Genomic DNA, 12,859 nt, shown 5'->3' with positions numbered 1-12,859 from the left:
AACTCCTTCATGTTGATCAAGAGATAGCGTTGACCGCTGTCGCCAGCCTCGCCTGGAGCCAGTTCGGCGGTGTGATGGATCCATACTGCGCCAAGCCGTCTTGCCCCGGACCTATAATCGCCTGCATAAACGCCCTGACGGCTCTGCCCGTGGCGGACTCCGGATACTTCGAACAGACGATTTCATACGTTGGCTCTACAATCGGGTACGCGCCGGGCTGCGTCGGCTTGGCGAACGATGACGTATCCAACACCAAATCATTGCCCTGACCCACAACTCTGGCTCCCGCGATCGTCTTGGCGACTGTCTCGGGTGTGATAGACACGGGATCTGAACCTGCTGAGGTGATGATCTGGGCGATGTTCAGTTGTTTGCCCAGCGCGAATGACCAGGCAGTGTAGGTGATCGATCCGTCGGTAGTCTGCAGGGCCGCCGTCACCCCATTGTCTCCGTCGGCGCCGGTACCGACGCCCCCTTCAAACGTCTCGCCGTCGCCTCTGCCCCAGGCGCCGTCGGATGCGGCATTGAGGTATTGCTGGAAGTTGGCCGAGTTACCGGAGTCGTCATTGCGGAAAATGACCCGGATGGGCGACGAGGGCAGGCTGGTGCCTGCGTTGAGCGCCCTGACCGCCGGGTCGTCCCACCTGGTGACGGTGCCGTTGAAAATCTTGGCCAGTGTGAGTGCGTCCAGCTTCAGCGAACTCACCCCGTTGATGTGATAAGTGACCGCGATCGGCTGAAACAATGCCGGCAGCTGCCAGGCGGGGGACGCGCACCGTGCCGCCGCCTTGTTGGTTTCGCCTTTGGCCGGGTCCAACGGCACACCGGACCCGGCCAGATCCGTTTCGCCCTTGATGAACTGCTCGACGCCGGCGCCCGAGCCGTTAGCCTCGTAGTCCAGCGTGTAACCAGGGCACGCGTGGGCGTAGGCATTGACGAATTGTTGTATCGCGTTCGCTTGTGCGGTCGCGCCGCTGGCGTTGAGTTCCGGTTTCCCACCACAGTCGACTTTCGCCGACGGCCCCGCGGAGGGAGCGGAGGTACTGTTGCTGCCACCGCATCCCGATATTAACAGCGCGCCAACAAGCAGCAGGCCCACCACGTCGGTTCGACAAAATGTCACAGAACTCCTCTGACGGGATAAAGGGACCACCACATATACTTTGCCATCCCCCCGGGGGAAGCGGTCGCCGTCGACTGATTTGACTTATGGCTCATCACGATCCACCTTGGAGCAGTTACCGATACAGCAACGTTGGACGCCACTCAGGACTGACGGAGCTGACCATCCGAGGCTACCGACGCACCGCTGAACAGGCCGGGACCTGACGGCTGCGAATATGCTTAAGGAAGCACACTTCCACCTGTTGAAAATGATTGTCAGGTTCACTAAGCTCCGAAGCCAGTCGGGCGAAGGAGTGTGCACATTGGCCACGATGTGGATGGCGTCACCACCCGAGGTCCACTCAACCCTGCTCAGCGCTGGCTCCGGGGCAGGCTCATTGCTGTCTGCCGCCACGGCATGGTCGTCGCTGAGTGCCGAGTACGCGGACGTTGCTGACGAACTCATGGCTTTGCTCGTTGCGGTGCAAGCGGGAGTTTGGGAAGGTCCGAGCGTCGAGCAGTATGTGGCCGCCCACATCCCTTACCTGGCGTGGCTGACGCGCGCAGGCACAACCGCCGCGCGGGCCGCGGCGCAGCATGAAATTGTAGCCGCCGCATACGAAGCAGCGCTGGCAGCGATGCCGACGCTCCCAGAACTAGCCGCCAGCCACGTCATTCACGGAACGCTGGTTGCCACAAACTTCTTCGGGATGAATACCATCCCGATCGCGCTCAATGAAGCCGACTACGTCCGAATGTGGATCCAGGCGGCCAGCACCATGGCTACCTACCAAACCGTCTCGGATGCGGCCCTGGCGTCCACTTCGCCAACCGGAACAGCCCCGGAGATAGTCCAGGAGACACAGTCCAGCGCGGGCACCGGTGTGGAGACGCACGCCGGCGAACCCACCGTGATCGACTACGTCGTTGCCGATTTCTTACGTAACATCTCCGGCGGTCGGGTGGATTGGAATGTCACCGAAGGCACCCTCAACGGACTTCCTTTCGAGGACTACACCAATGCCGCTGACCCATACTGGTGGGTGGCCCGTGCCATCGAATTCCCGAAAGATTTTGAAACGTTTATCCAAGAACTGCTTACAAATCCGCAAGAGGCGTTTCAGTCTTATTCCTATCTCATTTTCGTCGACTACCCAGAGCACATACCGCAACTCTTCCAAGCCTTGATTCAGTCACCGCAGTTGCTTGCTTTCGCGTTCGGTGCCGCCGCCTCGAATGTGGGGGCGGCCATCGGCTTAGCAGGACTGTCGGGCCTCGCCGCTGTCCAGCCACCGGCGGTCCCCGCCGTCGTGGCGCTGCCCGGGTCACCGCCAGCGTCGGTATCACCCGCGGTCGGGATGGCACCGGTAGCGTCAGTCGCTCCCACTGCTCCGGCTCCGGCCCCCACTCCTGCGCCTGCTACCAGCTCCATTGCCAGCGCAGGCCCCACACCGCCTCCAGCTTCGGCAATTACGGGACCAGGCTTTCCGTTTCTGGTCGGTGGTGGCCCCGGCATCGGGCACGGATCGGGCATGAGGACCAGTGCCAGCGCTGCCGCGAAGAAGAAGGCGCCGGAGCCCGATGTCGCTGCGGCTGCAGCCGGGGCGGCTGCGCGTTCGCGGACACGTCGACGTCGGCGTGCGGGGCTGCACGACCACAACGATGAGTTCATGAACATGAACGTCGACGTCGAACCGGACTGGGGCGCGCCAGCGGGTGGGGAATCGACGCCGTCAGCCGTGTTTTCCGAACAAGGCGCCGGAACTTTGGGATTTGCCGGCACAGCGAGCAGGGAAGCGGCTATTGCGGCGGGAGGCATGGCCAGGCTGGAGGAAGACGAGTTCGGTAGCGGGCCGAAACTGCCGATGATTCCGGGCACTTGGCGCGGGGACGAGGCCGGTGCCAGCTGAGTGCTGACGGGCCGTCGACCCGTTCGCAGATCCTTTTGCCTCCCGTGCCCAGGTGCGGACTGACATGCTCGAGCGGACGAGCGCCCCAAGCGATTTGGCGAACCCCGCCGCAGCTCGGCAGGAGTCACCGGCTGATTGTGTTCTTCGGCTCTGCTGCGCTCCGCGCGTGTCCGGGCAGCGGGGGCGGAGGTTGGTGTGCTGTTGTCAACCGCTCGCGACACCTGCAGTGATGCAATGCGTTGGCCGCCGCGAAAGCGAGGCACGCGACCGCGGCCGGGGTGAGCGCCCGGTCGCCGATGCGACCGCCCACCACCACTCCGGCGACGGCGCCGCCGACGAACAGCAGCACCGTTGTGTTGAGGATCGCTGCTTTCCAATAATCCAATCCGTGGCGGCGACTAAGGGCTACGAGAAGCCCTAAGTCAGTGGTGGTGCCGGTGAAGTGCGTTGTGCGGATGGGCATTTCAGGAAGCCCAGAAATCATCCCATTCTGCAGGCCGCACGCCGCGGCAGCCAGCGGCGCCCGGATCAACGGGTGTTCGATACTAGCAGTGGCAATCAGTAGCGCTGCCTCGCCGATCAGGACCGCGGCGTGGCGAGGGCCTGTATGACAGTGCGTGGGAGCCAACAGCACGCCGGAAACCATGACGCCCCCGAGAAATCGACCACGATCGCCGCGATCATGGTTACCGGATGCAGCAATGGGTTGGTGGTGTGCTGGCCGATCTTTGTCGTTAACGCTGTGAGTTTCCGTAGCGTTGCTGGTCTGGGTGTATCCGGTAGGCAATGCTGCGTTTGGCAGCGAAACCGGCGGGCGTGATCGTGTGAAGTGCGCAGGCCGTGTTCGCAGAACGGTGTGGACAGCCCGCAGTTGACGTCGCTGACGCCAGCCCATCTCGTGTTAAAGCAGCAACGGGACAGCGATATCCACCGCCAGTGCCTCAGCCGCAAAATTCGCACCCCCAACACGAGTAAATGCGCTGTACCTGAACCTATTTCAGACGCGCCACGCAGAGCCGCAGAAATTGTTCACTCTGTGATGGTACGGCCCTCGACAGCAGCCGCGCTAGACTGACTCCAATCGTCTTCCATTATTCCGCGTGTGGGCGGCAATGACGACCAGCGGTGTCCACCACGAGAGGGAACTTAGATTGCCGACGCAAGCCGCCACCCGGGTCCATCTGGGTGAGCGAGTCACTCGCGCACGTCTGCTTGGTCAGGGGCCTACGGTCCTCCTTGAAGCCGGTGGGGCAGGTGAAGGAACGACGGACTCCTTCGGCGGCGTGTTGGAACAGTGGGTCGCGTCCTTTTCCACTGTCGTAACCTACGACCGTCTTGGTAGTGGTGACGCGGATGGTCCACCTCGGCGCAGCGTGGCCGAAATGGCTGATGACCTTGACTCCGTAATCCATCAAGTGCGTTGCGCTGCGCCGGTAGTGATCGTGGGGTGGTCGTCGGGTGGATTGGTCGCGCAGATGTTCGCTTTACGACATCCACAAGAAGTAGCCGGGTTGGTCTTGCTTGATCCCTCTGCGCCGGTAACCGAATCACGACTTGTCGAGTTGGTAGGGATGACCCTGGCTGCCGCAGGACTTTTCCTCCTCGGGATCGCCCAGCTGCTGAGGGTTCCCAGGACCAGCTTGGGCCGGCGCGTGTTGCGGCGGATGGCGCCGAAGGATATCTCGAAGCCGAGATTGGGCTGGTTCTACCGTTATGTCGATAATCATCCTTGGGCGGCATTGCAGACGGCACGGCTTGTGCCGCGTCATACGAGCTATTTGCGCGAAGTGAAGCGAGAACTCGAACGCGCATCACTGCCGGATGTGCCGGTGCGGGTGATTGTGCCGCGGTCGCGAACCCGGTGGCGCGCTACGTATGCCAAGATGGATGCGTCCAATCGTGCACTGGTCAAGCGTTTTCCCAGAGGCGAACTTGTGTTCGCTGACGGAACGAGCCACTCGTGGCTGCCTGTCGAACGGCCCGATGTAGTTGTCGCGGCCATCCGTGATGTGCTGAGCGTTGCCTAGCTTCGGATTGTCAAGGGCGGTATCCGCGGCTCGACGCTGAGCCTTAGCTGCGCGCCGAGTCGACAATCTTCCTGCCGCGCAGCTTGTTCAAGGCGTCGCTTTCTGCGGTGGCACGCGTGGGTCCGGCCCCGCCGGGGAATCTCGCGCCGTCAGAAGCGACCGCGCCGCACAAGTACATTGAAGGGCAATACCTTTGATGCAGTATGGGCTGCGGCGTGGGTGGACGATAACCGCCCCGGGACTGCTCTGCGCGACCATGATAGCGGCCATGCTGATGCATGTACTCACCGTGCGTTGTCGCACAAAGCGCTTCGTCGGAACCGCGACCTCCTCCACCCACGCAATACTGGCAGAGGTATGCCGTGTGGGGGGTAACGAAGGCCTCTATGCGAGTCGCCGCAATAGTTTTCGTCGAGGCTGCCCGGGATTGCGCCCTGCGGTCTTCTCTTGATCAGCGGTACCTCAATTTCCGTCCGTCTGTGCGATGTATCAGCATGGCGGGCACATATCCGGTGGCGTAGGGACACCAAGGGCCCTTCATTTGTAGTGGGTGGGCCGGCCAGCTGGAAGTGGCACGGAGGTCTCAAGACGGCGCCGTCGAGGTGCCGTTGACGGCTGTAGCGGAGTTTGCCGCAACGGTGTTCATGCCGCTGCCCTCCAAGGGCTGAAGCGCTCGAGGCAGCACCATAGGAACCGTACCCCCCAAACAGTATCCGGCCCCCGGGCATTACAAATTGTGCGCGGAGGTCAAAGTTCGATCAGCGCGGCAGCGAACAAAATCGCCATTCCGGTGGCCATCATGGCTTCGGTGATGTCTCCCAGTAGCGGAGGTTGGATCGTACTGCGTCTGCGCTCGCGGAGGTATGCCACAACCCAAGATGCTGCTGCGATGGTGAAGATAACGACTCCAAGCCAGTTCATCGTGGTCACCCAGGTGGGCGGTTGGGTGGTTGCCGTGTGGTCCATCGCGGCCATGTTCATTTCGGGCATCGGGGCAGGCGGTTGACTGAGCGAAGCCGTAAGCGAGCCCAGGCTATTCATGCTGAGATACATCCATGCAGTTGCCAGCATCATCAGGCTGTGGTAACCCGCTGACGCCCGGGCGGCCGGCGAACGGGCGGTGATCAACGCGATCGCCACGAACCAGACCGCCGCCAACAGGAAGAAGGCCGCGGGCGCGGAGGCCGGCAGCCGCGCGCCCCACGGCCATGCCATCACAGCCATACCTGTTGCCATCAAGAAATGCAGACTGCGGCTGACAACCACCGTCGCGGGCCGGCGTCGCGTGAGGATCGGCACGCCGCATCCCAGGGCGCCGAGTGCAAACAGTCCGGTGACGACCCAACGCACTAGTAGGTCGTGGATCATGCCGGCGGGGGCCGCTCAGGTCGAAAACGATCGGGTCCATGCACTCCGAGAGTGGCGGGCGTTATTGTCATGTACCGCGGCCGAAGCGCCGGAGCCGTAGCGAGTTGGTCACCACGCTGACCGAGGAAAGCCCCATCGCCGCACCGGCAACCACTGGGTTCAACAGGCCGAATGCAGCCAGGGGTATCGCGGCGGTGTTGTAGCCGAAGGCCCAGCCCAGGTTTTGGTGGATCGTGCGCAGAGTCTGGCGGGACAGCTGGATCGAGCGCACGACACCGTCGAGGCGGTCCGACATCAACGTGATGTCTGAGGCTTCAATCGCCACATCGGTACAGGTACCGATCGCGATGCCCAAATCGGCTTGCACCAGCGCGGGGGCATCGTTGACGCCGTCGCCGACCATGGCCACCAGCCGCCCCTCGCCTTGCAGGCGGCGGACCTCAGACATCGAGGTCGCGCTCGCGGGCGCCGGCGACGATAGCCGCGCCGATGGGATGCTCGGAGCCGGCCTCGACCGCAGCGGCCAGCCGCACGTGCAGCGGCTGGCTGACCGAGTCAACCATCCGAGTGACTCCGGCCGACGGCCCGTGCGCCCTGGGCCTCGCGACCCCGACGGCGATGCCGGTGATGCCACAGTTGCGCGGGTATCGCAGCCGACGTGTGGTGCCAGAGCGCATTCCGCCGTCGGCCGCCTCTGCGGGAGTTGCTACCACATTGCCGGCGACGTCGTTTGTTGCCGCGCCGATCCAAAGTGTCCAGCAGCGGATGCCAATCAGGGTCGCCAGGAGACCCGGGCTCGTTCAATCACGGCCGGGAGCCAGCGACGACATCGACTGTTCTTGGACAACCATGACTGTGAGGAGTGAAGTAAATGTCTTTCGTAATCACACAGCCTGAAGCGTTGACCTTCGCGGCGAGCAAGCTGGAGGGTCTCGGTTCTTCGATGGCTGCGCAGGGCGCGGCAGCAGCAGCCGCAACCACTGATGTGATTCCTGCAGCCGCCGATCCGATATCAGCGCTGCAGGCCGAAGTATTTTCTGCCTACGGCACCCGGTACCAAGCGATCGCCGCCCAAGCCCAGGCAATCCAAGAGCTGCTGGTGAGCACCCTGGGCAACAGCGCGGGTGCGTACGGCACAACAGAAGCCGCCAACGCGGCCGCCGCCTCGTCCGACTCTGAATTTTCCAGTGATGATGGTTATCGGATGCCGGCCCGAGGATCTGACCCCGAAATTTCCTGGCCGATCGAGTGCCTTTCGTGAGGACCTGTCGAGCCTTGGGGCGGCATCCACCACATGAGAACTCGGGCTTCGGCGCGAAGCGGTGTGACCTGATAGCGCCTCTGTGTGTCAAGCGGCTTCGGGAAGGAGTTTCCGTTGATCACGCTTGAGCGTGCGGTAGACGGCGTTGGAGAGCCTGCGTTTGAGGGCGCGGCGTGCTTCAGCGGGTGTTTTTCCTTCTGCGATTTTGCGTCGGTAGTAGTTCTGTCCGATTCCGGGGTCGCGGATTTGGCAGGTGGCGATGATGTGCAGCACGCTGTTGAGGGCACGATTGCCTCCAGTGTTGAGTCGGTGGCGGACCGTGTTGCCGCTCGAGGCTTCCAGCGGGGCACTGCCGGTGTAGCTGGCGAAGTGATGTTCGGTCGGAAAGCGGTCAATGTTTCCGACGTGACCGAGGACTTTGGCGGCAAGGACGATGCCCATTCCCGGCAGTTCGGTGAGCGTAGTTCCGGTGGCGTTCAAAGCATCACGCATCTGCGTTTCGCTGCCTTTGATCAACCGGTCGAAGCGCCGCAGGTCGGCGACAAGGTCACGGACGAGGTCGCGCCGACAGCAGTCGGTCGCGGTCATCGGCCTGATCCACTTGAGAATGTCGGCGGCCTTGTCAGTAGACAGCGCGGTGGGCGCTCCTCCGGGGACCAGGTCGCGCAGCAGGACGTGGAGCCGATTGAGCAGGCGGGTGCGCTCGCTGACCAGGTCATCGCGACGTTCGGTAAGCAGCCGCAAGATGGTGGTCTGGTCTTCAGAGCAGACGCGGCGCAAATCCGGGCGGAACAACGCGACATGGGCGACGTGCAGCGCGTCGGCAGCGTCGGTCTTGCGGTTGCCGCCGGTGGCAAGCATCCGGGCTCGCGCCGACAACGTGGAGGGAACATCGACGACGTGCTCGCCGGCCGCAGCGAGCTGCTGGGCGATACCGCGGCCCAACCCGGCGGCGCCCTCTACGGCGAACCTTCTCTGCGGCCAGTGCTGGCACCAGGAAATCAACTGCCGGAAAGTCCCGGCGTTGACCGGGAGGCGGCGTTGAGCAATCTTTTTGCCCGAGCTGTCGATTGCGACTGCGGTATGGGTGGACTTGTGCGGATCAATACCGATCAGAATCACGGGTTAGCGGCCTTGCGCTCGTTGGGATGGGACGTGCGCGGTGGGCACCCTGACTTCAAGTCGATCTACTTGCATGCCTCTGTCGAGCCACACCGCACGGGTGCCAGACGGCGGCGGCACGCTATCAATGAGCCAGCCCTCAGGCGGCAAGGAGCAGTGCGAGCCAACGCCGTCCGGCACCCTCGGACACTGCGAAAAACAAAGATCTTCGCGGTATCCGGTTGTCATTCAACAAGTCAGGAGCGTGCTCGCCCGCGGCCCATCACTGGCTGTCCACCCCTTTCCGCACGGCCCGACTTACGGAAAGGGGCTACCGCGCACATGGCCGGCAGCAAACGACTCGTTAGCGGCGGCGTGGACACACACTGCGCCACCCATCACGCCGCGGTCATCGATCGCAACGGGCGGCTGATCGCTGATGCCGAATTCTCCGCCACACCAGCAGGTTACGCATCGATGCTCACATGGATGCGGTCGAAGGGGAAACTCGGCCAGGTCGGTGTCGAAGGAACCGGCGCCTACGGGGCCGGGCTTGCCCGCTACCTGCACCAGCAGTCCATCGAGGTACTCGAAGTTCCCCGACCTGACCGACGACTCCGCCGCCAACGCGGTAAGAGCGATCCGATCGACGCCGAAGCAGCAGCAAGAACCGTACTGGCAGGCAAAGCGAGCGGAGCGCCGAAGCTCGCCGACGGCCCCATCGAAGCCATCCGGATGTTGCGCGTCGCCCGCAACGGCGCCGTCAAAGCCCGCACCGCCGCCCTCAACACCCTGCGCTCGATAGTCATCACCGCACCCGAACCCCTGCGCACCCAGCTACGTTCTCTGTCCTCGGCGCAGCTCGTCACCGCCTGCGCACGTCTGCGACCCGACCCGACCAACCTCCTCGACCCCGCCCAGTCGGCCAAACAAGCCCTACGCTCGATCGCCCAAAGGGCTCAGCATCTCGACACCGAAACACGTTCCCTACGAAAGCAACTGGACGAACTCACCCAGACCGCCGCACCGGCCACCACCGCCATATTCGGGCTCGGCCCAGAGACCGTGTCGGCACTGCTGGTCACCATCGGCGACAACCCAGACAGGCTGCGCAGCGAAGCCGCATTTGCCCACCTCTGCGGCGTCGCCCCAATCCCAGCGTCCTCAGGCAAAACCCACCGCCACCGGCTACACCGCGGCGGCGACCGCGCCAGCAACAGCGCGCTGCACATCGCCACCGTCGTGCGACTGCGCTACGACCCCCGCAGCCGCGCCTACGCCGACCGCCGCACCACCGAAGGTCTGTCCATGCCCGAAATCATCCGCTGCCAAAAGCGCTACCTGGCCCGCGAGATCTTCCACGCACTCCGCGCCGACTACGCCCAACTCAGCACTTGACATCTATAGGAGCGTCATCATCGATCAGTTGACCCAGTTTGGACAGTTTGGTCTCATCCCGGGAGCGCTGAATAACGGCAGCCTCATCGGAATACAGCAGATGAATACGTTTGGGAGCGGTGCGTCGGGTCTGTTCTCCTGGACATCGCTGGGGGGCAACGGTTCCGTGGCTGACGGCGCCGAGACTTTGGGCGCCGGAGGGCTCGCTTCGGGCGGGCTGGGCGGACTTTCTCCGGCCGCCGGTGCGGCGGGGCCGGTCGGCGCATCCGGCGCCGGTGGGGCGCCATTGCTCGCGGGTGTTGCGAGCCAAGCATCGTCGGTCGGCGGGTTGGCTGCGCCCGCCAGTTGGGCCGCTGAAACCGCACCAGCGGGAGGCGCGGCCCCCGGCGGCGGGGCAGGCGCGGCTTCGGCCAGCGCCGCGCCAGGGGCTGCAGCGGTGACAACTTTGCCAGCCGGCATGTGCCGTCGGTGGCAAGGGCAGGGACGTCCGGCGGCTTGGGTGCGCCGCGCTATGGCGTTAAGCCCACCGTGATGCCCAAGCCGGCAGCCGTTTAGGGCGCCTGGCGGGCGACGCCGGCACTGAACGGAACGCAATCGTTCAATGAGCAAGAGTTAGGTGAAAGAAATGCTTGTCGATTTCGGAGCGCTACCCCCGGAGGTCAACTCAACATGGATGTATACCGGCCCGGGCCCCGGGCCGATGATGGCCGCTGCGGCGGCTTGGAACAACCTGGCCGCCGAGTTGACTACCACAGCCTCCGCCTACGAGTCGGTGATCTCTGAGCTGACGGGCGGGCCGTGGGTGGGCCCGTCGTCGGCAGTCATGGCCGCCGCGACCGAGCCCTACATCGGGTGGATGAACATCACCGCCGCGGCAGTTGAACACGCAGCCAGTCAGGCCATGGCATCCGCGGCTGCCTACGAGGCAGCGTTTGCGATGACGGTGCCCCCGGCCCAGATAGCGGCCAACCGGGCTCAGCTGGCAGCCCTTGTCGCCACGAATTTCCTGGGGGTGAACACGCCGGCGATCATGGCGACCGAGGCCTCCTACGCCCAGATGTGGGTCCAAGATGCCGTCGCCATGTACGGCTACCAGGTATCCTCGGCAAGCGCCGCAACGTTGAACCCGCTGACCTCGCCGACACAGACCACCAACCCGGTCGGGCCGGGCGCCCAAGCCGCAGCAGTCAGCCAAGCCGCGGTGCAACCGGTGGCGTCTCCCCTGGCGGGCTCTGCCGAGTCTTCTTCTGCGGGACTCGTTTCCAGCACCAACGGTTTCTTGAACGACCTTGTTGGCTCGGGATCGAACATTGGTATCTGGAACGACGCCTATAGCATCACCGGCCTGATAGATAGGAGGCGTCGGTTCTTCGGGCATGTTCCAAGCGGTTGCCGGTGGGGTCAGTCATGGTGTGTCGCAGAGCGCTTCGGCCGCTGCCGGTGCTGTCGTTCCGCCGAGTTTCGGAACGATTCTGGCGGGCACGGCGGGGCCGGCAGCCGCAGTTTCCGGCGGGTCGCCGGTATCTGTGGTTATGGGCTCGGCGTCCTCGGTCGGGAAATTGTCCGTGCCGACAGCGTGGACGACGGTCACCTCGGCTGCGCCTGGTGGCGCCACCCTGGTCGGCTCGGGATGGACGGCCCCCGTAGAAGGGGGCACGGCGACGACGGTCGCAGCCGGTATGCCGGCCTTGGCCGCGGCCGATCGCGCAGGCTATGGCGTCGCGCCACGCTATGGTGTCAAGCCCAGGGTGATGCCCACGCAGTTGCTGGGCTAAAGAACTGCGAGTGAGTCTTATTCAGCGAGTGTCGCCGCCGAGTGCGGCCTCGCACTGGCCCGGCCGAGAAACGCGCTTGTGCCCAAGCATTCATAGTGGCGGCGCCCCGCGAGGTCGAGTACCCTCGAGGGGTATGGGGGCAGTGCGGATGCGAACGGACGCGGGTCGCGTCGGCGTCTTCGGGCGGCCTCGGTGGCGGGCTGCCGCCGGTGTGGCGGTCGTGGCGGTCGGCGTCGCGATGTGGGTGCTTGTCTTCGGTGGGCACTCCGCGTTGCGGTCGCAGGTTCCTGCCTCCCACCCGCCGCATGCTCTGGTTGCCTCGTTCGGCAGTCAATTTGCCGTCAACGTCGACCATCCGCATGTGTCGAAGGGGTCGCCGACGGTAGATCACCACGAAGCGTTTGCGGTTGGCGTGCTGCCTAACTCGCCGGGCGCTGCCATTGCCGCTTTGGGTGTTGTCGTGGCGGCGGCTGCCGGTGCGAGTCCGGGGTGGCAGCAGAACATACTGGCGGGGGGGGGCCCGCCGCGCGGGCTTCGCGCTGTTTTGACCGGTCAAGATCTCTTGATTCGGTTGCGCCTAATTCGTCGCTGATTGGTCAGCGCCAGGCCGTTTGTGCATGTCACGACGGCCGGTGGCCGCTGCCCCTTGCCAATGGCCGCGTCTGTGGCCTGTTGCCAGAAAGCGACGATCAGATGGACAACAACTTCTCCCGCTCACCATTGAAATCTTTGGAATCTCGCCTTTCGTGCACTCCACGGTCAACGGCGTTGGCGAAACGCCAGAGCAGCCCCGTACAGTGCCAGCCCGCCGCCGAAAGTCACCGCCAGCCCGCCGGGTTGGTGGGCAATACTCCGGTGTTGCGGATCTCGGAGCCGTTGACTCCGGCCGATCGGGGGTTCTGGGCCAAGCTCGAG

The 12,859-nt window shown here is 64.0% G+C and carries 10 protein-coding genes and 3 pseudogenes; 7 read left to right on the top strand and 6 right to left on the bottom strand.

Features of this window, described 5'->3' with window-relative positions; genetic code table 11:
• Positions 1–16 precede the first annotated feature (16 nt).
• Positions 17–1,123, bottom strand: coding sequence for a phosphate ABC transporter substrate-binding protein PstS (pstS, locus tag AWC08_RS08655; protein WP_069433245.1), 1,107 nt, complete (start codon positions 1,121–1,123; stop codon positions 17–19).
• A gap of 313 nt (positions 1,124–1,436) precedes the next feature.
• On the opposite strand from pstS, the gene AWC08_RS08650 reads away from it, so the two are divergent.
• On the top strand, positions 1,437–3,014 hold the full coding sequence (locus AWC08_RS08650) for a PPE family protein (RefSeq protein WP_069433244.1): 1,578 nt from the start codon (positions 1,437–1,439) through the stop codon (positions 3,012–3,014).
• Positions 3,015–3,138: 124 nt separating this feature from the next.
• Here the strand turns inward: AWC08_RS08650 and AWC08_RS08645 are convergent.
• A pseudogene (locus tag AWC08_RS08645) lies at positions 3,139–3,761 on the bottom strand (DUF1275 family protein); the annotation flags it as partial.
• A 365-nt stretch (positions 3,762–4,126) separates the two neighbouring features.
• On the opposite strand from AWC08_RS08645, the gene AWC08_RS08640 reads away from it, so the two are divergent.
• Positions 4,127–5,041 (top strand): alpha/beta fold hydrolase, encoded by a 915-nt coding sequence (locus tag AWC08_RS08640; protein ID WP_082986533.1) that lies wholly within the window; start codon positions 4,127–4,129, stop codon positions 5,039–5,041.
• Between the two features lie 747 nt (positions 5,042–5,788).
• Here AWC08_RS08640 and AWC08_RS08635 read toward each other — a convergent pair.
• The 3 genes and pseudogenes from AWC08_RS08635 to AWC08_RS38985 form a co-directional block, all read right to left on the bottom strand.
• Positions 5,789–6,409 carry a DUF5134 domain-containing protein gene (locus AWC08_RS08635; protein WP_055576599.1) on the bottom strand — a complete coding sequence of 207 codons (621 nt, stop codon included), beginning with the start codon at positions 6,407–6,409 and terminating at the stop codon, positions 5,789–5,791.
• A 67-nt stretch (positions 6,410–6,476) separates the two neighbouring features.
• A pseudogene (locus AWC08_RS08630) lies at positions 6,477–6,857 on the bottom strand (HAD-IC family P-type ATPase); the annotation flags it as partial.
• Positions 6,850–6,972 carry a hypothetical protein gene (locus AWC08_RS38985; protein WP_256101373.1) on the bottom strand — a complete coding sequence of 41 codons (123 nt, stop codon included), beginning with the start codon at positions 6,970–6,972 and terminating at the stop codon, positions 6,850–6,852. The gene AWC08_RS38985 and the pseudogene AWC08_RS08630, both read right to left, overlap by 8 nt.
• Before the next feature lie 308 nt (positions 6,973–7,280).
• Here AWC08_RS38985 and AWC08_RS08625 point away from each other — a divergent pair.
• A pseudogene (locus AWC08_RS08625) lies at positions 7,281–7,574 on the top strand (PE family protein); the annotation flags it as partial.
• A 183-nt stretch (positions 7,575–7,757) separates the two neighbouring features.
• Here the strand turns inward: AWC08_RS08625 and AWC08_RS08620 are convergent.
• Positions 7,758–8,792 carry an IS110 family RNA-guided transposase gene (locus AWC08_RS08620; protein WP_065135592.1) on the bottom strand — a complete coding sequence of 345 codons (1,035 nt, stop codon included), beginning with the start codon at positions 8,790–8,792 and terminating at the stop codon, positions 7,758–7,760.
• 321 nt (positions 8,793–9,113) lie between these two features.
• Here AWC08_RS08620 and AWC08_RS08615 point away from each other — a divergent pair, with 321 nt between their 5' ends.
• The 4 genes from AWC08_RS08615 (at position 9,114) to lpqS (ending at position 12,536) form a co-directional block, all read left to right on the top strand.
• A complete protein-coding gene (locus tag AWC08_RS08615; RefSeq protein WP_055577414.1) occupies positions 9,114–10,169 on the top strand; it encodes an IS110 family RNA-guided transposase in 1,056 nt (351 codons plus the stop codon).
• Between the two features lie 100 nt (positions 10,170–10,269).
• Complete coding sequence (locus AWC08_RS35055) at positions 10,270–10,701, top strand: hypothetical protein (protein ID WP_142283478.1); 432 nt, start codon at positions 10,270–10,272, stop codon at positions 10,699–10,701.
• A gap of 93 nt (positions 10,702–10,794) precedes the next feature.
• Complete coding sequence (locus AWC08_RS39840) at positions 10,795–11,958, top strand: PPE family protein (RefSeq protein ID WP_083271074.1); 1,164 nt, start codon at positions 10,795–10,797, stop codon at positions 11,956–11,958.
• A gap of 119 nt (positions 11,959–12,077) precedes the next feature.
• The gene (lpqS, locus tag AWC08_RS39835; protein WP_473234614.1) at positions 12,078–12,536 is read left to right on the top strand and encodes a putative copper homeostasis (lipo)protein LpqS; all 459 of its coding nucleotides are present in this window, start codon (positions 12,078–12,080) and stop codon (positions 12,534–12,536) included.
• The last annotated feature ends 323 nt before the right edge of the window (positions 12,537–12,859 follow it).

Origin of the sequence: Mycobacterium gordonae (assembly GCF_002101675.1) — a bacterium.
Lineage (GTDB): Bacteria > Actinomycetota > Actinomycetes > Mycobacteriales > Mycobacteriaceae > Mycobacterium > Mycobacterium gordonae.
This window is presented reverse-complemented; position numbering and strand designations above follow the sequence as displayed.

Coding starts and splice junctions, on each gene's coding strand:
- lpqS (WP_473234614.1), top strand. CDS start 12,078: ATGGGGGCAGTGCGGATGCGAACGGACGCGGGTCGCGTCGGCGTCTTC.
- AWC08_RS08650 (WP_069433244.1), top strand. CDS start 1,437: ATGTGGATGGCGTCACCACCCGAGGTCCACTCAACCCTGCTCAGCGCT.
- AWC08_RS08635 (WP_055576599.1), bottom strand. CDS start 6,409: ATGATCCACGACCTACTAGTGCGTTGGGTCGTCACCGGACTGTTTGCA.
- AWC08_RS08615 (WP_055577414.1), top strand. CDS start 9,114: ATGGCCGGCAGCAAACGACTCGTTAGCGGCGGCGTGGACACACACTGC.
- AWC08_RS08640 (WP_082986533.1), top strand. CDS start 4,127: ATGACGACCAGCGGTGTCCACCACGAGAGGGAACTTAGATTGCCGACG.
- AWC08_RS38985 (WP_256101373.1), bottom strand. CDS start 6,972: ATGGTTGACTCGGTCAGCCAGCCGCTGCACGTGCGGCTGGCCGCTGCG.
- AWC08_RS39840 (WP_083271074.1), top strand. CDS start 10,795: ATGCTTGTCGATTTCGGAGCGCTACCCCCGGAGGTCAACTCAACATGG.
- AWC08_RS35055 (WP_142283478.1), top strand. CDS start 10,270: ATGAATACGTTTGGGAGCGGTGCGTCGGGTCTGTTCTCCTGGACATCG.